This window comes from Rufibacter roseolus (assembly GCF_017916365.1).
Classification (GTDB): domain Bacteria; phylum Bacteroidota; class Bacteroidia; order Cytophagales; family Hymenobacteraceae; genus Nibribacter; species Nibribacter roseolus.
The window spans coordinates 258,184-276,426 of record NZ_JAFMSU010000002.1 but is presented as its reverse complement, the minus strand read 5'-3'; the positions used below and the strand labels follow the sequence as shown (position 1 = coordinate 276,426).

The window sequence follows — 18,243 nt, the reverse complement described above, 5'->3', positions numbered from 1 at the left end:
TTTGAGGTTCAACCTCTACTGTACCTATGTCTTTGAAGAAGATTATTCCTACGCTCCTCCTGGCTGGCACTAGCCTTTTAGCACCCGCGCAAGCGGTGAAGAACCATGGCGCACTTAGTGTAAAAGGCACGCAACTCGTGGACCAGAAAGGCCAACCCGTTATGCTTAGGGGCATGAGCTTTGGCTGGCACAACTTCTGGCCGCGCTTCTACACCCCGCAGACGGTGAGCTGGCTGGCCAAAGACTGGAACATCAACGTGATCAGGGCTGCGATGGGTATAGAGCCGAAGAACGGTTACCTGGAGAAACCCGATTGGTCAAAAGAGAAAATCAAGGCTGTGGTAGACGGCGCCATTAAGGAGAACATCTACGTCATCATAGACTGGCACAGCCACAACATCAACCTGCCACAAGCAAAGGCTTTCTTCACCGAGATGGCCCAGACTTACGGCAAGAACCCGCACGTGATCTACGAGATCTTCAACGAGCCCGACCAGGAAACCTGGCCCGAGGTAAAAGCCTATTCTGAGGAGGTGATCTCCGCCATCAGGGCCGTAGACCCGGATAACCTCATTCTGGTTGGCACACCGCATTGGGACCAGGACGTGCACGTGGCCGCCGATGACCCTATTAAGGGCGTGAAGAACCTCATGTACACCCTGCATTTCTACGCCGCTACCCACAAGCAGGAACTCCGCGACCGCGGGGATTACGCCTTGAGCAAAGGGTTGCCGCTTTTCATCTCAGAATCGGCGGGCATGGAGGCCACGGGTAACGGGCCTCTGAACGAAGAAGAATGGAAGAAATGGCTGGACTGGGCCGAGCTGCGCAAGATCAGCTGGGTCACCTGGTCAGTCTCTGATAAGGATGAAACCTGCTCAGTGCTGCTGCCCTCTGCTTCGGCCACCGGCCAATGGAAAGACAGCGACCTGAAACCATCGGGGCTCAAAAGCCGCGCCCTTATTAAAAGCTATGCAGCCCAGCCGGTAAAGAAAACGAAACCCGCAGGCAAGTAACAAGCATTTTTCAAAGTAAACGGCTGTCACGATTTGAAGCTGTTTCTGCCAAAACGCCCAGTAAACTCTCCTAAGAAAAGGAGTGCCGGCGTTTTTGGCTTCTTTTCAGGGAAACAGGGCAAAAACGGTTCTCCTCTGCGGCACTCGTGGCAAGAACCGGATTTTACGCGTACCTTGCATCTTTATTATAAGCTACCAACCCGCATGATCCTCACCGACCGTCAGATTCTGGAAGAGATAGAAAAAGGCACCATAGTTATTGAGCCTTATGACCGCTCCTGCCTGGGCACTAACTCTTACGATGTGCACCTGGGCAAGTACCTGGCTTTTTACAAAGACGAGGTGTTGGATGCCCGCAAACACAACCAGATAGAGGTGTTTGAGATTCCGGAGGAAGGCTACATTCTGGAGCCCGGCAGACTTTACCTGGGAGTTACCGAGGAGTATACCGAGACCCACGCCCACGTGCCATTCTTAGAGGGTAAATCCAGCGTTGGTCGGTTAGGCATTGACATCCATGCCACAGCCGGCAAAGGCGATGTGGGCTTCTGCAACAACTGGACCCTGGAAATTTCGGTGAGCCAGAAAGTGCGTGTTTACCATAACATGCCCATCGGGCAGCTGATCTATTTTGTGGTGAACGGCGGTATTGAGAACTACTATAACCAGAAGAGCAACGCCAAGTACAACCAGCGCTCTGTGTACCCGGTAGAGTCTATGATGTGGAAGAACAAATTTTAGATTTTTCCGCTTTTCAAGGCTTCTGCACCAGATTTTTGTATAAATCTCACATAAGGCTTGTAGTACAGGAAGAACTTTATTTTCAGCTATTTATAGTGGCGTAAAAAGGAAACAAAGTGGCTTGTGGCACGTTCTTTTTTACAGAGATTCAACTTTTTCGCCATCGGTTTTGTTCTAAAATAGATGGCACAGGAATTGTGTAGTAACTCTCAAAACTGAACAACTATGAAAAGATTAGTGTATACTTTGGCCCTTGTTCTCTCCGTAAGTTTTGCTTCGTTTGCCCAAAACGGCGGAACCGCCGAGCAACGCGCCAGGAACCTGTCAGACAAAATGATTAGGGAGCTGCAGCTGAACAACTATCAGTCTAGAAAGCTGAGAGAACTCAACCTGGCCAATGCCCACAAAATGATCGCTTTTGAGACCAAATACGCTAACAACCCGGCCGAGCTGGAAAGATGTATCAATGGGGTGTGTAAAGAGCGTGATGCGGCCTTAGAAAAGGTTTTAAGCACGGCCCAATACTCTCGCTACTACGGTGCACGTAAGTCTTTCAACAGCTATGATCGCGCCTATGCCCTGCAGTTAGAAAAAGAAAACGGCAAAGCCGCCAAAACCTTGGTTGCCCAGGACAAGACAGACGCCAAGCGTACCTTCCCTCAGCCAGAGACAGCGGTGATCAGAGAAGCCTCTCCCCGTAACTAAATAGATATTATACAAACAAAAAAGCCGCTCCCTGGAGCGGCTTTTTTGTTTGTATAAATCACAGATTACTGCGGGTTCTGGGCCGCGTTACGCTTCTGCTGTTCTTCTACGTGCTGCATAAGTTCCTGGCACAAGCTGCGCATCTTCTCGGCCATCAGCTTGTCATTGGTTGCTGTTTCAATGCTCTGCGCCATCGCCCCGATGGTGTCAATGTAGAAGTATTTCATCTCATCAACAGGCATGTCCTTTGTCCAAAGGTCAATTTTCATGGTACCGGAGTCGTTGCGGTCCCACAGGGAAATGTTGATGGCTTTGGCGAAGTGAATGTCATTACCGGCATCGGTAGCGGTCCAACTGATGGCCTCCGGAACCCGCTGCTCGTCTAAGGCAATGCTGAAGTGTATCTCTGATTTTTTCATTTGTTTCATGGTCTTTCACGCCACCGGCGCTTCGTTCAAAGCACAAAGGTAAATGTTTTTCGGAGTTCTGCGGATACAAGAATCTGCTTTTCAACAGCGGCTCTGTTTTGGGTCTTGTTTGCAGTAAACAGGCTCTAAACAGGAAAGTCATAATCAGGCAACCTATTCTGCGTTAAAGATTGCCTGGTCTCTATGCTGCGCACGCATTCCGTCCCCCCTTGGAAGGGGGTTGGGGGATGACAAGGACGTTTGTAGAACCATTGAATTTGCTACAGAGCGGAGACTTCAATGGCGCTTCTCAATCAAGGGCAACCATAAGGGATTGCCCCTACATTTCGGGAATGCTATGATCTGCACGAGTGATCATCCCCCTACCCCCTTCTAAGGGGGACGGAATGCGTGGAGATTCCCGGGCACAAAGTAGTTTACTTCAAGATGCAAATCCCCTGCGTTCCTGTTTCAAGGGTCATTTTTCTATATCAGCTTTAAAAGAAAAATCCTGCCTTGGCTTTACACCGGGCAGGATCTCTGTATTCTAAGGTTACTCTAATGTTTACACGTAGTTGTTGAGCATAACCGGCATCACCAGCATCAGGATGCTTTCTTCGTCATCGTTGGTAGATGGCATAAGCAAACCGGCGCGGTTTGGCGTGGACAGCTCCAGGGTGATTTCGTCAGAGTCAATGTTGCTCAGCATCTCGGTGAGGAACTTGGCGTTGAACCCGATCTCCATGTCCTCGCCGTCGTATTGGCAAGTGAGGCGCTCGTTGGCCTCGTTGGAGAAATCCAGGTCCTCAGCAGAGATCTGCAGTTCGCTGCCGGTGATGCGCAGACGTACCTGGTGGGTGGTTTTGTTTGAGTAGATAGAGATACGTTTTACTGAACTCAGGAAATCGTAACGGTCAATGGTGAGTTTGTTGGGGTTCTGAGCCGGAATCACATTCTCGTAATCTGGATAGCGCTCGTCAATGAGGCGGCAAATCATTCTGATGTTATCGAAGCTGAAGAACGCGTTGGAAGTGTTGAACTCTACTCTAACCGCCGTGGCCTCATTAGGCAACGTGGACTTGAGCAGGTTGAAGGCTTTCTTAGGGATGATGATGGAAGCGGCGTTGTCGCTGCTCACATCCTGGCGGCGGTAGCGCAGCAGGCGGTGTCCGTCTGTGGCCACAAAGGTGATGTTACCGCTGTTCAACTGCACAAAGATACCGGTCATGGCTGGGCGCAACTCATCATTACTCACCGCGAAGATGGTTTTGTTGATGGCCCGGCCTAGCACATTGGAAGGAATCTCAATGGCGTTGCCGCCACGCACCACTGGTACCTTAGGGAAATCGGTGGCGTTCTCACCAGAGAGTTTGTAACGGCCATTGGAAGAGCTGATCTCAATGGTGTAGGTCTCCTCGTCAATGGTGAAGGTAACCGGCTGGTCTGGCAGGTTTTTCAGGGTATCTATCAGGATACGGGCCGGCGCGGCGATGCGGCCGTTCTCGCGGGCTTCCACGTGTATCTCCGTGATCATGGAGGTTTCCAGGTCACTTGCCGTGATGGTCAGGACGCCGTCGTTGATCTCAAACAAGAAGTTCTCCAAAATCGGCACCACCGGGTTGTTGGCCACTACCCCGTTGATGCTAGTAAGCTGCTTCAGCAGCGCCGTAGAAGATACAATGAATTTCATCCGTTATAGTAGGTTTGGATAAGGAGCTTTATCGGGCAAAGTTAACCAAAAAAGGATTTTTTCCTATCCCAGGGGGCGTTTTTGTTTCCGCCAAACCACCGTTTTAAGCCTCTTTTCCCAAAAACCTGCCCTAAACCGACCAACGACTTCTCTCCGGGTTAAATCCTACCTATTTCTACACTTACTTATTCATTTTCACCAGAAGGTTTTGCCTTTCCAAACCTGATTTATTGAAGCATAGATTTAGGGATTGTCATTCTAGAGATCAAGGATGCGCTCCAAGAGAAAACCACTATAAAAAGCTGTTTCCAGTCCATTTATCCTCACCAGACCTCCAGCCCCAGGGGCAAAACAAAGAATCCTGCCGAAACCCCAATAAAGCCCCGGCAGGATTCTTTGTTTAATTCAAAGGTTATCGCTGTTTATTCTTTTTCTCAGCTTTGGCGGCTTTCCAGAATGCCATATTCATTTTTTTTGAAGTCTGGGCGTTCACAGAGCCTTCTGAGGTAGGGAAACTGTACACCAGGTTGGGCTCGGCACTGGAAACAAAATCCTGCTGATTGAATAAAGTGAGGATTTCCAGAATACTGGCAGAGGAGTTTTTATCGGCGCTGAGCACGTGAACCTCTTCAGAGAAAGAGAAAACAATGCTGGTTCTGGTTTGAGCAATCAGCTGTTCCAACTGCGCCATCTTACCAGGTTCAATGGACACCATGAACTCATTAGACAAACCGGTAAAGGGTTCCTCGGGATCTGCCGAGGTGCGGTTAAAGAACGGGGTTACATAGGAAACTGTGCCTTCCCGGAGCAGTTTCAGGCCAAATCGCTCGGCATCGCCGCAATCTGCATTAGGCACCAGGCGCACCACCGTTAAGATGCCAGAGTCCAGCGCAATCTCACCTTCTATGCTATGGAACTGCGGATATCTGCTCAACACCTGCCGCCGAGCCTCCAAAGACAGTCCATCAGTGAACCTAACCAAAATTTTATCAGCTTTGGCTGTGCCGAAGTTAACGGTACCGGAGAGTTTATTATAATAGGAAAAGTTGATACATCCAGCGGTACGGACCTCATAAACCGAGGTCGCCTGTAAGGTTGGTTCCACCTCTTCTTTTTCGCAGGAAAACAAGAATGAAGAAGCCAGGCAAAGACACGTCAGAGATAAAAAATGTTTCATAACAGAAGAAGTACTAAAGTGTGCTGCTCCTATTACGATTTCTCAGAAAAAAGGAAAGTGATTTATAACTAATTTAACTCAACCAACCTTTATACATCTAATTCACAGCCATTTAAAATTTTACTATTGTAAAAAATAGTATTAATCTTATGGCAACTCTCTCGTACACTGGGTATTTGGCCGTTAGGAAATTTAGCCTAATCAGACCGATTATTGGCAGACCCAACCCAGCTAGCTGATATGCCAACTTCTCAACCACTGACTTTCAAATCACAACTTGGTGTTTATAGCTTTTTTCTGAAAAACAGGCCAAAAGGCTAAATCAAAGCCATGCCTCCGCGCCGGTCTATCTTGCCGGTGGCAGTTTCAGGCAGGCGGGGCAGATAACCAAAGTGCTTGGGAATTTCATACTTAGACAGGGCTTCGGTGAGTTTGCCTTTGAGGTTAGTTTCCTCCTCATCGGTGAGGGGGCTTCCCTCCAGCACGGCGATGAGGCGTTCACCCAGGGTTTCATCAGGCAGGGCCGCGGCAAAATAGCGGCGCGAGATACCCAAACCAGCCAGGGCATCTCCTAAGGCGGTCTCCACTTTCTCCAGCTGCACTTTCACCCCTCCCGAGTTAATGGTGTTATCGGCGCGTCCCAGCCACTTGAAGGAGTTGTTCTCCAGCAGTTCTACCAGGTCATTGGTGATTAAGGTCTCACCGCCCGTGACCTCCGCCGAGATGGTGAGGCAGCCACGCTTATCCTGGCCCAGCGTCACTTCTGGAGGGGCTGTATAGTAATCTGTTTTCCCCGGTCCGTTCAGGCGGCGGACGGCAATATGGGAAATGGTCTCGGTCATGCCATAGCTTTGGTACACCGGCACCTCCAGGGGCTGAACAGCTTCTTCCAGGGTTTTACTGATGGCGGCGCCCCCCAGCAGAATGGCTTTCATTTTGTTTAGTTTCTCTATCTTTTCCGGTGTTCCTTCCAGAATGGTCTGTAACTGAAGCGGTACCATGGCAATGAAATCAAACTCGGCATCCGGGTCTACGCTGGCTAATGGATTCCCGATGGGCTCGATAATGGTCATGTGCAGGTTGCCCACCAAACCACGCACCAGCATCATCATACCGGCAATGTACTCGGTGTTCATGCACACCAGCACCCGGTCTTCTGGCTGCAGATTGAAGATGCGCAGGGTACGCCGGGCACTCGCCTCCATCCTATCACGGGTGAGTTCAATGAACTTCGGGGTACCGGTACTCCCCGAGGTCTGTACGGGATATTCCTGTACGCCCTGCAGCCACTGCTTACAGAACTCCAGGGTCTTGGCCTCATACCCGTCAATGGGAATGCTCTCCCGGAAGGAGTAATGCTGGATCTCGTCTAAAAAGAATTTCTTACCATTCAGGAGGAGGTGGTCGGGCATGGGATTGGGTAGCACGTAGTGCGGGTATCAGGTATCACGATTAAACAAAGTAAGAAACAATCTTCTTACCGATGCCTTCTCTTACTAGGGAGAGGCCTAAAAAAGTTACGGAGCAGCCCTGAAGTTATTTCAGAACTGCTCCGCATATTATCTGGTATCCGTCCTGGCACCACTACTTAGGTCTTGGTACCTGATACGTGCTACTTGCTACCATCAAGGGAACTTAGGGTACTTAGAGAAGTCTGGTTTACGCTTCTCTAGGAATGCGTTCTTGCCTTCTTTGGCCTCGTCTGAGAGGTAGTAAAGCAAGGTGGCGTCGCCGGCCAGTTGCTGCACGCCGGCCTGTCCGTCCAGCTCGGCGTTGAAAGAGGCTTTGAGCATGCGCAGGGCCAACGGGCTTTTCTCCAGGATTTTCCCGCACCACTCCACGGTGGTTTCCTCCAGTTGGTCCAGTGGCACTACTTTGTTCACCAGCCCCATGTCCAAAGCCTCTTGGGCGTTGTACTGGTCACAGAGGAACCAGATCTCGCGGGCCTTTTTCTGTCCCACAATGCGGGCCAGGTAAGATGCCCCGAAACCTCCGTCAAAGGAACCTACTTTAGGGCCAGTCTGGCCAAAACGTGCATTATCTGCAGCTATTGAAAGGTCGCACACCACGTGTAGTACGTGACCGCCACCGATGGCCCAACCCGCCACCATGGCAATCACCGGCTTAGGAATGCGGCGGATCTGCATCTGCAGGTCCAGCACGTTCAGGCGCGGCACGGTATCTTCCCCGATGTAGCCGCCATGGCCGCGGACGCTCTGGTCACCGCCCGAGCAGAAAGCCTTGCCACCTTCGCCGGTGAAGATGATCACCCCGATTTCTGGGTTGTCGCGGCAGATGTTCATGGCATCAATCATCTCAGCCACGGTGCGGGGCGTAAACGCATTGTGCACGTGCGGCCGGTTAATGCTGATTTTGGCGATGCCGTTATAGAATTGAAAAAGTATCTCTTGGTATTCTTTAAGCGTAGTCCAGTTGAATTTACTTTGCATGAACCTCTGGTTTGGGTGGAACAATGTGGGCGTAAAGGTACTGTGCCCTTGCAGGAAATTGCAAAGGTTTACGCAGATTTGCGCTCCACCCTAATACATTACCCCACCATCAAAGGTTGTTCTGCATCCGTTTCTTCTCTTGCAGCCTTCTCTCGTTCACTTCAAACCTATGGTCTACAGAATAGTAGCCAGACCCACCCACAAAGTAAAAGATGAGGGCAATAAGGGTAATGAGTGAGATCCCGAACTGAGCGTTAACCGAGAAGAACCCCTGGTCTGGGTTAAAGAAGAAAACCGCCCCAATCAGGATGGGAATCTGGAACGCGATGGCCACCCTGGTAATCAACCCAATGGCTATCAAGAGGCCACCTACCAGGTGCGCGAACGCCACATAATGCGCCAGCCCCAGGGCTACCCAGTGAAATTGGCTGTTCTCAATGATCTGCGCCAACGAGTCAGTGTCTGCAATAAACGTGAGGCCTTTGTAGAAGATGAAAAGGCCCAGGATGATCCTACCATAGTCATAGGCTACGGGCCGGTGCTCGTTTTGCCACCGGTCTACTTGTTGTACCCAATTCATCATTTTTGTATCGCCGTTAAATCAGCGCCTCCAAGTATATTATACGTTGAATATTAATATATTATAATAACCAACTTAACTTTTTCCTGAGTTCTGATTTATTCCGCGTTTGGGGTCAGCGGCAACATTCCTCAGGATTTCAGAGGGAGCAACGATCATGGCCTTCTACCAGCACCTTCCGGCTAAACCGGTGATCCTGGCAGAAGGCATGAGTGGGATATCTTAGAAGTGTGTGTATCCATGCAGGTCACCTCTACCACCAGAGGTAGAGTAGCTAAGGTGGAGGTGACCGGCTGCCTATCTAGAAGACTTTCTGTATCTGTAGGCTCTGCTGTGGTCAAAAGAGTAGTAACCCGCACCGCCCACTAAATAAAAGAGCAAGAAAAGCAGCGTGTAAATAGTTACCGCAAACGGAGAGTATAAGGAAAAAAAGTCATGCTTAGGCGTAAAAAACAACAATGCGCTAAACACAATAGGAATCTGTAACAACAATGCCAACCTGGTTTGCCACCCCACTGTAATCATGGCGCCGCCCACAATATGGATTATTACCACAGTGTAGGCCAGAAAAGTGGCCATTTCATACAGCTTACTATCCAGGAGGATTTGCTCCAGGGCAGTGATGTTAAACAGAAAAGAGATGCCTTTGAATACCAGAAAACAGCCCAAAGCTATTCTTCCGTAATCATACAGGACCACATGATGCTTGTGGTGCCATTTCTCTACGTTCTTTGTAAACTCCACAATAATACCGCCATTATACAGCGTCTCCAATGGTAGTTACGACTAATTTTTGGCTTAGTCAACAAAGAAAGCGTTAAATTTCAAGCTCCTGAGGCTCAAAGCTCTATGCTGGAATTCACCTGTTTTCTGTAGTCTTCAAAAACTGCAAAATTCTCTGGGCTGTTGGTTTCCACCTCCAATAATTGTGGTCCTGCGGAAAGGCTGAAGAAATTGGACAGCGCCGCTATCAGCGAGGCTAAATCCGTCACTCGCGTATAGGTTAACCCCATGTCCTCAGCGGTTTTCTGGGCCGTCTGCCGTTGGTCAGTTTCAAAAAAAGGCCGTAACTCCGGCTGGCTCCGTGGTCCCTCAATCATCCTGAAGATACCGCCCCCGTGGTTGTTCAGCACCACAATTCTGAGGTTCTGGGGAGGGTAATTATGCCATAGGGCATTACGGTCATACAGGAAAGCCATGTCGCCGGTAAGCAGGGTCACCAGTTTATCAGTGCTCAGCGCAGAGCCAACGGCGGTGCTGGTACTGCCGTCAATCCCACTGGTGCCGCGGTTGGCAAACACCTCCACTCCTTCCAATCCGGCTACCCCAATGAGGTTGGCGTACCGCACGCTCATGCTGTTGGCCAGGTGCAGCAGGCTGTGCTGGGGCAGATTCCTGAGCACCTGGTGGCATACCTGGAATTCCGAGAATGGGCTGTTTTCCTGAAAACGCTCCAAAACCGCTTTACCCTGCATTTCCAGTTCGTGCCAGGCGTTGGTGAAGGCCGGTGAAACCTGTAAACCTTCCCCGTTTTGGCCTACCTGCGCAAAGAAATCCTGGGGGGTAGTCCTGATGATGCGGGTGAGGGACTGAAAGGTATCCGCTACCATGCCGGCCGGTTGCACGTGCCAGTGCTTCAGGTGCTGCTGCTTGCGCAGGAACAGTTTCAAATTTTTAGAAATCAGTGATTTATGGAAAGTAATCAATAAATCTGCTTGAAGTGCCTCAGCGGTATGTAGGTGCTTGGCGCCCAGAAAAACATCATGGTAATTGATAGTCTCCCCGGCTACCTGTTGGTTACTGATGGTGTCGGTGATGAAGACGGCCCCGGTGGCGCGGCAGAACCGCACAATCTCGGCGTGCAAAGCCTCATCTCTCCTACCCTGACCGGCCACTACCAGCACTTTTCGGTACTGTTTTAGCTCCGTTTTTAGCTGTTCCCAGGCCTGGGCGGGCAACCCATACCCCGAAGGCAGTTCCTCAATGATTTTCACGTCCGCGGAATAGGTGAACTCCTCGTCCGGTTCGGGATAAAAGGGCTCCCGCAGGGGGATATTCACGTGCACAGAACCTTCTGGAAAGGCTACTGCTTCATTCAAGGCTTCATTGAGCAAACGGGCAGCATACCACTGGGAATCAACATGCTTGGTATCAACCGGAAAATCAAAGCTTCGCTTCACATGGCCACCGTAGATGTGCGTCTGCCGGATGGTCTGGCCGTCCAGTTGATCGATCCACTCGGGGGGTCTATCGGCGGTGAGGACCAGGAGCGGGATGTTCTGGTAGAAGGCCTCGGCCACGGCGGGCGCGTAGTTGTAGGCCGCGGTGCCCGAGGTGCAGACCAGCACCACCGGCTTGCCGGTCTGCTGCGCGATGCCTAAGCCAATGAAGGCGGCGCTCCGCTCATCAGGCACGGTGCGCACCCGCAGCTGCGGATGCCGGGCGAAGGCCAATGTCAAAGGCGCGCACCGGGAGCCCGGCGACAACACAATATCCTCTACGCCTTTCCGGGCGCAGATTTCGGCAATATCTATAACGGATTGTAAAATCATGATTCAGACGCTTGAAAAAGACGGAGCACGGTTTGCATCTTGAGCTCGGTTTCCACCCACTCTTTGGCCGGCACAGAATCGGCGGTCATGCCGGCGCCGGCGTAGGCCGTGACTGTGTCCTGGCCCAGCTCCACGCACCGCAGGTTCACGAACAGGTTCGTCTCCTGCCCCAGTTGCACCGGCCCCATAAATCCGCTGTAGTAACGGCGGTCATGCACTTCCAGTTGGCCTATCATCTGCAGGGCCGCAGCCTTGGGCATACCGCCTACCGCCGAGGTAGGGTGCAGCAGTTCCAGCATCTGGGTACCCAGTTTGGGGAAGCCTACCTCGTCCATGGCCGCGCTGAAATCGGTGCGCAGGTGCAGCAAGTTTCCGGCGATGATGGTGCGGGGTCCCATCTCCACGTACTCGCGCAGGCGCAGGTGCCGGAAACAACTCACCACGTAGCGCTGCACCAGGGCTTGCTCCTCAATTTCCTTCTGGCGCCAGATGGCATCAGCGGGGGTAAGGCCATCTGTGATGGGCTGGGTGCCGGCCAGGGCCACGGTGCGGAAAACTCTATGGCGGTCAATTTGCACCAACAGTTCAGGCGTAGCGCCCAACCAGGTTCCCAAACCCGGAATAGCCACCAAGGACACAAAAGCCGTGGGGTACAGTCTGGTCAGTTGGGTGAAGGCGGTGAGCAAGTCAAAGCCGTTGAAAAGCGGCAGCGTTTTGGTGCGGGACAAGACCACCTTCTCCAGGCAGCCGGCCTGCATGGCTTTTACCGCCGTGGTCACCATCTGCTCAAAGGCATCTCGGGCGATGGGCTTCACGGCTCCGTCCGGGTGGCTCGGCCACGACAAGGCTTTTCCCTGCTTTGAGTCTGTTTTCTCTAATTCGGCCCAGAAACAGGCGGGTAATTCGGTCTCCCCTTTTTCCGGGGCAGCATCGGCTTTGCCGGAGAAATAAAGGTCAGCGGGCAGAAAGGTATTGGGTGCGGTGGCCGAGGCCTGAAAGGGGCAGAAGGCGAAGCCGCGCTGCGGCCCTTCCAGGGGCGGCAGGATTTGCTCCACCTGGGCAGACACCAGCACCTGCACTTCTTTGGTGTTGGGCAATCGCCAGAGCGCTACCGGCAGTTTACTGGCTAGCGCCGACCTGAAAATCCTGAAGGCAGTTTCCTCAGAAGAAGAAGCGGAAGAAGTTGGGGGAACAGAAGGTTGGGTTAGGGGCATGAATGAGTTATCTATCCAGAACGGCCATGGTGATGCGGCTGATGCAGACCAGGTCACCGGCTTCGGAGGTAATACGTATTTCCCAGACTTGGGTCTTACGGCCTATGTGAATGGCAGAGGCTTTGCCGTACACGTAGCCGCTGCGCACGCTTTTGATGTGGTTGGCGTTGATCTCCAGCCCTACGCAGTACTGTTTGCTCAGGTCCAGGAACATGGTGGCCCCCACGCTGCCCAGGGTTTCAGCCAGGGCCACAGAGGCGCCGCCGTGCAGCAATCCCAGCGGCTGGTGCGTGCGGTGGTCTACGGGCATGCGCCCGATAAGGAAATCATCGCCAATCTCTGTGTATTCCATGCCCAGGTGCTCGCCCAAGGTGTTTTTATTCCAGGCATTTAGCTGTTCCAGGGTCACATCGGGGCGTCTTTTCATCCGTATTTCTCGTAATTATGGCCTATCTTAGGGCCTGCAAATTAGCGTAAAATTGAGCCTCAAAAAAATCTTCCTCGTCCGTCACGGCCAAACCGACCTCAACCTCCAGGGAATTGTGCAGGGCAGCGGTGTGGACAGTTCCCTCAATGAAACCGGCTTCTGGCAAGCCGAAAGGTTCTTCCAGGCGTACCAGGGCGTGGCCTTTGACAAGGTATATACCTCCGTGCTTCAGCGTAGCGTGCAGTCTGTGCAGGGCTTCATTGACCTGGGCATTCCGCATGAGCGGCACGCCGGCCTGAACGAGATCTGCTGGGGCACCCGCGAGGGCTCGCGCATCACCCCCGAGGAAGACGCCTACTATTATGACATGCTCCGGCGCTGGCAGGAGGGCGAGACGCACGTGCCCATTGAGGGCGGTGAGAGCCCCCAGGACGTGGCCGACCGGCAGAAACCGGTCATTGACCTCATCCTCTCCCGCCCCGAAGAAAAGACCATTCTGATCTGTATGCACGGCCGCGCCATGCGGGTATTGCTGTCCCAGTTGCTGCGTTACCCCTTGCACCAGATGGATAGGTTTGTGCACCAGAACCTTTGCCTCTACGAGCTCAATTTCACGGGCTCCATGTTCTGGGTAGAGCGCTTTGCCGATGTCTCACATTTAATCTAGAAAAAAGAACAACATTCCCGTTTTTGGGCCTATTTATTATAAACAAGCCAAAAACCGGCATAGATTCTCTTAAAAGCATATTTGTATTACAGCATTTTTGCCTCTATTTTTGAGGCCTTAAAACCGAGCAAAAAACTATGGCCGAAATCATCCGAATGCCCAAGATGAGTGACACTATGACCGATGGGGTCATTGCCTCATGGTTAAAGAAAGTTGGTGACTCTGTGAAATCTGGGGACGTTCTTGCCGAAGTGGAAACCGATAAGGCAACCATGGAATTGGAGTCTTATGAAGATGGGACGTTACTGTACATCGGCCCGAAAAATGGTGAATCTGTACCGGTAGATGGCGTGTTGGCCATCATCGGGAAACAAGGTGAAGATATCTCTGGCCTTTTGGCCCAAGTGAACGGCGGCGCTGCCCCTGCTGCCCAGGAAGCCCCTAAAGCCGAGGCACCCAAAGCTGCGGAGCCTGCTCCGGCCGCTGCCCCTGCTCCTGCCGCCCAACCCCCTGCCGCCGCTAACGTGAACGCCACCGTGGTGACCATGCCTAAGATGAGCGACACCATGCAGGAAGGTACCATTGTTGCCTGGCACAAGAAAGTGGGCGACAAAGTAAAATCAGGTGACCTGCTGGCCGAGGTAGAAACCGATAAAGCCACCATGGAGCTGGAGTCTTATGAAGATGGTACGCTCCTTTATATAGGTGTGGAGGCTGGTGCCTCCGTTCAGGTAGACGGCGTGCTGGCCATCATTGGTGAAGCCGGTGCCGATTACCAGGCCCTGCTCAACGGCGGTGCTACTTTTGGTGGTAAAGCAGAAGACAAAGGCCCAGATGTAATGACTGGCTCCATTGAGGAAGTTACCCGTGCTGAGAACCATAAATCAGATGCGCAGTCCCAGTCTGGTGACGGCGTAAACCAGACCGTTGGTGCTCCGGTACCAGGTCCGGGTGTGGAAGCGGGTGCCGCCGCTCCAGCGGTGAACCAAGGCCGCGTGCTGGCTTCTCCGCTGGCCAAGAAAGTTGCCCAGGAAAAAGGCATCAGCCTGGCCCAGGTGAAAGGCTCCGGCGAGAACGGCCGCATTGTACTGCGTGACGTGGAGAACTTCACGCCAACTGCCGCTCCTCAGGCCCAACTACAAGCCGCTGCTCCGGCTCCGGCCGCAGCCCCTCAGGCTGCAATTCCTGCCGCCGCACCTGGCGAGGAATACACCGAGGTTCCGGTATCGCAGATGCGCAAAGTGATTGCCCGCCGTCTGGCCGAAAGCAAATTCGGAGCGCCGCACTTCTACCTGACGATGGAGATTGACATGGACAAAGCCATGGAAGCCCGCGTGAGCATGAACGAGGTAGCCCCAGTGAAAGTGTCCTTCAACGACATGGTGATCAAAGCCGCTGCCGCTGCCCTGCGCAAGCACCCGGCCGTGAACTCCTCCTGGTTAGGCGACAAGATCCGTTACAACAACGTGGTGAACATTGGTGTGGCCGTTGCCGTGGAAGAAGGTCTTTTGGTACCGGTTGTCCGCAACGCAGATCAAAAATCACTTTCTACCATCTCTGCCGAAGTGAAAGACCTGGGCGGAAAAGCCAAGTCTAAGAAACTGCAGCCTGCTGAGATGACCGGCAATACCTTTACTATCTCCAACCTGGGCATGTTCGGTATTGAAGAATTCACCGCCATCATCAACCCACCAGATGCGTGTATCCTGGCCGTTGGCGGAATCAAGCAGACCCCAGTGGTGAAGAACGGTCAGATCCAGATCGGCAATGTGATGAAAGTAACCCTTTCCTGCGACCACCGCGTGGTAGATGGCGCCGTTGGTTCCGCCTTCCTGCAGACCCTGAAAGGCTTCCTGGAAGATCCGGTTAGAATGCTGGTGTGATTTAGTTGATAGTTATTAGCTGTTCGTGATTAGTAATCGAACCTGATATAAGAAAGAGCCGAGGGAGCAATCCTTCGGCTCTTTTGTTTTAGGACTGTTTTTATGAAAACGTCCTGGAAACGGATTTGGGCCACTGGGTTAGCTGCAAACGTGTAACCCACCCCTACCCCTCCCAGGAGGGGAATTCTCCTCCGATTTGAATTACTTGGAAACCGCCAACGGATTTGGAATGTAGGGGCAATCCCTTGTGGTTGCCCTTGCACATCCATCTGATTTTTTGGTTGTTGGTGATAACACCAACAACGGCGATAATACCAACGGTGGTAAAATCACAAACAACCACGCATTCCGTCCCCCTTTGAAGGGGGTAGGGGGATGACGAGGCCGATTGTAGAACCGAAAACATCTGCTAAGAGCAAGGGCAACCACAAGGGATTACCCCTACATTTATCTTTAGGCTATTTTTCAAAAACGAGCCTTTAAACGCTGCTTCACCCTGAATCAACCTAAAAAGCCAAAAGCCGCTTCAGGAATTGACCCGAAGCGGCTTTTTGGTGAAGTGACTAGAAGAAGATTAATAATGATACCGCACAAAGGCTTCCATGGCCTCGTAATCTGCTAGGCCGAGTTGGTCATAGCGGCGGGCAGTCTCGCGGTTGCGTTCCTGGGCGCGTACCCAGAACTCGCGCTCATCGTCGCCGGGGAACACGGGGCGGTCTTTCTGGCTTTGATGCTTGAAGATAGCGATGCGCTTGCGCTCCACTTCCTGCGGCGACAGGGGAACGGCCATCTCAATCTCGTGGGTCTCAAACTCGTGCCAGGCGCCACGGTACATCCACAGCCAGCAATCCTGTACCCAGGCCTCGCCTTGCGCACGCAGCCTTCTCAACGCCTCCAGGATGATGTTGAAGCAGACGATGTGGGTGCCGTGCGGGTCCTCGAAATCGCCGGCGGCGAACACTTGGTGCGGCTTCACCTTCTGCAGCAGGTCCATGGTGAGCTCAATGTCCTTATCGGTGACGGGGTTCTTCTTCGTTTTGCCGCTCTCGTAGAAAGGAAGCGCCTGGAAATGGATATGGTCATCCGGCAGGCCGGCATAACGAGCGCCCGCGATAGCCTCACTTTTCCGGATGAAGGCCTTCACGTTCTGGATCTCCGGAGTGTCTACCTGGTTGGGTTGCTTCTCTCCAATGAAGGTGCGCATCTGCTCGTACACCGAGGTCAATGTCTCCCCGTCGTGCCCGATGCTGCGGCTGAAGTCAATCGCGAACTCCATGTAGCGCAGCACGTCATCGTCCCAAACAGCCGTGTTTCCCGAGGTCTGGTAAGCCACGTGCACATCATGGCCCTGGTCCACCAACCGGATAAAAGTACCGCCCATGGAGATCACATCGTCATCAGGGTGCGGCGAGAAGATGAGCACGCGTTTCTTTGCTGGCTGCGCCCGCTCTGGTCGCTGCGAGTCGTCAGAATTGGGTTTGCCGCCGGGCCAACCGGTGATGGTATGCTGCAGTTGGTTGAAGACGTCAATGTTGATGTTATAGACCGGTCCTCGGTTCACCCCCAGCTGGGCCATGCCATGGGCGTTGTAGTCTTCCTCGGTCAGTTTCAGGATAGGCTTCTTCACATGCTCAGAGAGCCAAAGCACCGCTTTGCGGGTGAGGGCAGTATCCCAAACGCAGTCTTTCACGAGCCAAGGCGTCCCGAACCGGGTAAGATCTTTGGCGGCGTCCTGGTCCAGCACAAACTCCACGTTATCGGAGAGCTGCAGGTAGGTGGCGGGTACCTCGCCGGAAATTTCGCCTTCCACCGCTTTGCGCACGATGGAGGCCTTCTTACCGTTCCAAGCCATGAGCACAATCTCGCGAGCCTTGAAAATGGTGCCTATGCCCATGGTGATGGCCTTGGTGGGCACGTTCTCCTTACCCCCGAAATCACGGGAGGCATCGCGCCGGGTAAGGTCATCCAGGGTCACCAGGCGGGTACCAGAGTTTGGCGCAGAGCCCGGCTCGTTGAACCCGATGTGGCCCGTCCGCCCGATGCCCAGCACCTGCAGGTCCAGTCCGCCCAAGGCCTCAATTTTGCGCTCGTAGTCCAGGCAGAAGGCCGGAATCTGGTCCAGGGGCAAGGTACCGTCCGGGATGTTCACGTTCGCCTTGTCAATGTCAATGTGGTTGAACAGGTTCTCATCCATGAAGCGCACGTAGCTCTGCGGTGCGGTAGGTTTCATGGGGTAATACTCATCCAGGTTGAAGGTGATCACGTCCCGGAAACTAAGGCCTTCCTCACGGTGAAGGCGGGCCAGCTCGGCGTACACGCCCACGGGGGTGGCGCCCGTGGCCAGGCCCAATACGGTTTTCTCGCCTTTGGACTGCTTTTCTCTGATCAAGGCCGCAATCCGCTGGGCAACGGCCCTGGAGGCCTCGTGTTGGTCATTATAGACCGTTACCGGCACCTTCTCGTACCGGGTTTCCTCCAAAAGGTTAAGCCTGCTCATAGTCGTATTTTGTTTAATGGATGTTGCCAGGGTGGAGCCTACAAAGGTAGAAGGACCTACAATTTCACAAAATTTAAAAAGATGAAATTTATTATTAAATTTTATCTACAAACCCCGTTTTTCTTAATCCTCTCTCCTGCAATGAAGTGTTTTTTTCAGGATAGCCCGGTGTTTTTAAGCTGATTTTGGGAAAACAACGCAAATTTGGCCTAAAGCTTTGCTATACCCCAGGAAGGA

Annotated in this window: 16 protein-coding genes; 5 read left to right on the top strand and 11 right to left on the bottom strand. The window is 52.6% G+C overall.

From position 1 onward, the window contains the following. Window positions 1–32 precede the first annotated feature (32 nt). The 3 genes from J3P35_RS10070 (at window position 33) to J3P35_RS10060 (ending at window position 2,462) form a co-directional block, all read left to right on the top strand. Window positions 33–1,016: a glycoside hydrolase family 5 protein gene (locus tag J3P35_RS10070; protein WP_246850142.1), complete on the top strand. Its 984-nt coding sequence runs from the start codon at window positions 33–35 to the stop codon at window positions 1,014–1,016. Between the two features lie 204 nt (window positions 1,017–1,220). After that, a complete protein-coding gene (gene dcd / locus J3P35_RS10065) occupies window positions 1,221–1,757 on the top strand; it encodes a dCTP deaminase (protein WP_210464489.1) in 537 nt (178 codons plus the stop codon). 225 nt (window positions 1,758–1,982) lie between these two features. Continuing rightward, window positions 1,983–2,462, top strand: coding sequence for a hypothetical protein (locus tag J3P35_RS10060; protein ID WP_210464488.1), 480 nt, complete (start codon window positions 1,983–1,985; stop codon window positions 2,460–2,462). A 65-nt stretch (window positions 2,463–2,527) separates the two neighbouring features. On the opposite strand, the gene gldC is transcribed toward J3P35_RS10060, so the two are convergent. The 10 genes from gldC to J3P35_RS10010 form a co-directional block, all read right to left on the bottom strand. Further along, window positions 2,528–2,890, bottom strand: coding sequence for a gliding motility protein GldC (gene gldC, locus J3P35_RS10055; protein ID WP_394344096.1), 363 nt, complete (start codon window positions 2,888–2,890; stop codon window positions 2,528–2,530). A 544-nt stretch (window positions 2,891–3,434) separates the two neighbouring features. Continuing rightward, a complete protein-coding gene (gene dnaN, locus J3P35_RS10050) occupies window positions 3,435–4,559 on the bottom strand; it encodes a DNA polymerase III subunit beta (protein ID WP_210464487.1) in 1,125 nt (374 codons plus the stop codon). A gap of 412 nt (window positions 4,560–4,971) precedes the next feature. Beyond that, entirely contained in the window at window positions 4,972–5,664 is a 693-nt protein-coding gene (locus tag J3P35_RS10045; RefSeq protein ID WP_210464486.1) for a hypothetical protein, read from the bottom strand. 389 nt (window positions 5,665–6,053) lie between these two features. Then, on the bottom strand, window positions 6,054–7,148 hold the full coding sequence (locus tag J3P35_RS10040) for an AMP-binding protein (RefSeq protein WP_210464485.1): 1,095 nt from the start codon (window positions 7,146–7,148) through the stop codon (window positions 6,054–6,056). Window positions 7,149–7,361: 213 nt separating this feature from the next. Then, window positions 7,362–8,186 (bottom strand): 1,4-dihydroxy-2-naphthoyl-CoA synthase, encoded by an 825-nt coding sequence (menB, locus tag J3P35_RS10035; RefSeq protein ID WP_210464484.1) that lies wholly within the window; start codon window positions 8,184–8,186, stop codon window positions 7,362–7,364. A gap of 109 nt (window positions 8,187–8,295) precedes the next feature. Next, window positions 8,296–8,769 carry a DoxX family protein gene (locus tag J3P35_RS10030; protein WP_317195367.1) on the bottom strand — a complete coding sequence of 158 codons (474 nt, stop codon included), beginning with the start codon at window positions 8,767–8,769 and terminating at the stop codon, window positions 8,296–8,298. Window positions 8,770–9,063: 294 nt separating this feature from the next. Then, window positions 9,064–9,540, bottom strand: coding sequence for a DoxX family protein (locus tag J3P35_RS10025; protein WP_210464483.1), 477 nt, complete (start codon window positions 9,538–9,540; stop codon window positions 9,064–9,066). A 65-nt stretch (window positions 9,541–9,605) separates the two neighbouring features. Continuing rightward, on the bottom strand, window positions 9,606–11,318 hold the full coding sequence (gene menD, locus J3P35_RS10020) for a 2-succinyl-5-enolpyruvyl-6-hydroxy-3-cyclohexene-1-carboxylic-acid synthase (protein ID WP_210464482.1): 1,713 nt from the start codon (window positions 11,316–11,318) through the stop codon (window positions 9,606–9,608). Beyond that, on the bottom strand, window positions 11,315–12,532 hold the full coding sequence (locus tag J3P35_RS10015) for a chorismate-binding protein (protein WP_210464481.1): 1,218 nt from the start codon (window positions 12,530–12,532) through the stop codon (window positions 11,315–11,317). The genes menD and J3P35_RS10015 overlap by 4 nt, the downstream gene beginning before the upstream one ends. A 7-nt stretch (window positions 12,533–12,539) precedes the next feature. After that, on the bottom strand, window positions 12,540–12,959 hold the full coding sequence (locus tag J3P35_RS10010) for a hotdog fold thioesterase (RefSeq protein WP_210464480.1): 420 nt from the start codon (window positions 12,957–12,959) through the stop codon (window positions 12,540–12,542). A 52-nt stretch (window positions 12,960–13,011) separates the two neighbouring features. On the opposite strand from J3P35_RS10010, the gene J3P35_RS10005 reads away from it, so the two are divergent. Both J3P35_RS10005 and J3P35_RS10000 read left to right on the top strand, forming a co-directional pair. Then, complete coding sequence (locus tag J3P35_RS10005) at window positions 13,012–13,626, top strand: histidine phosphatase family protein (RefSeq protein WP_210464479.1); 615 nt, start codon at window positions 13,012–13,014, stop codon at window positions 13,624–13,626. A gap of 137 nt (window positions 13,627–13,763) precedes the next feature. Next, complete coding sequence (locus tag J3P35_RS10000) at window positions 13,764–15,509, top strand: pyruvate dehydrogenase complex dihydrolipoamide acetyltransferase (protein WP_210464478.1); 1,746 nt, start codon at window positions 13,764–13,766, stop codon at window positions 15,507–15,509. 574 nt (window positions 15,510–16,083) lie between these two features. Here the strand turns inward: J3P35_RS10000 and nagB are convergent. Continuing rightward, complete coding sequence (nagB, locus tag J3P35_RS09995) at window positions 16,084–18,024, bottom strand: glucosamine-6-phosphate deaminase (protein ID WP_317195396.1); 1,941 nt, start codon at window positions 18,022–18,024, stop codon at window positions 16,084–16,086. Between the last annotated feature and the right edge of the window lie 219 nt (window positions 18,025–18,243).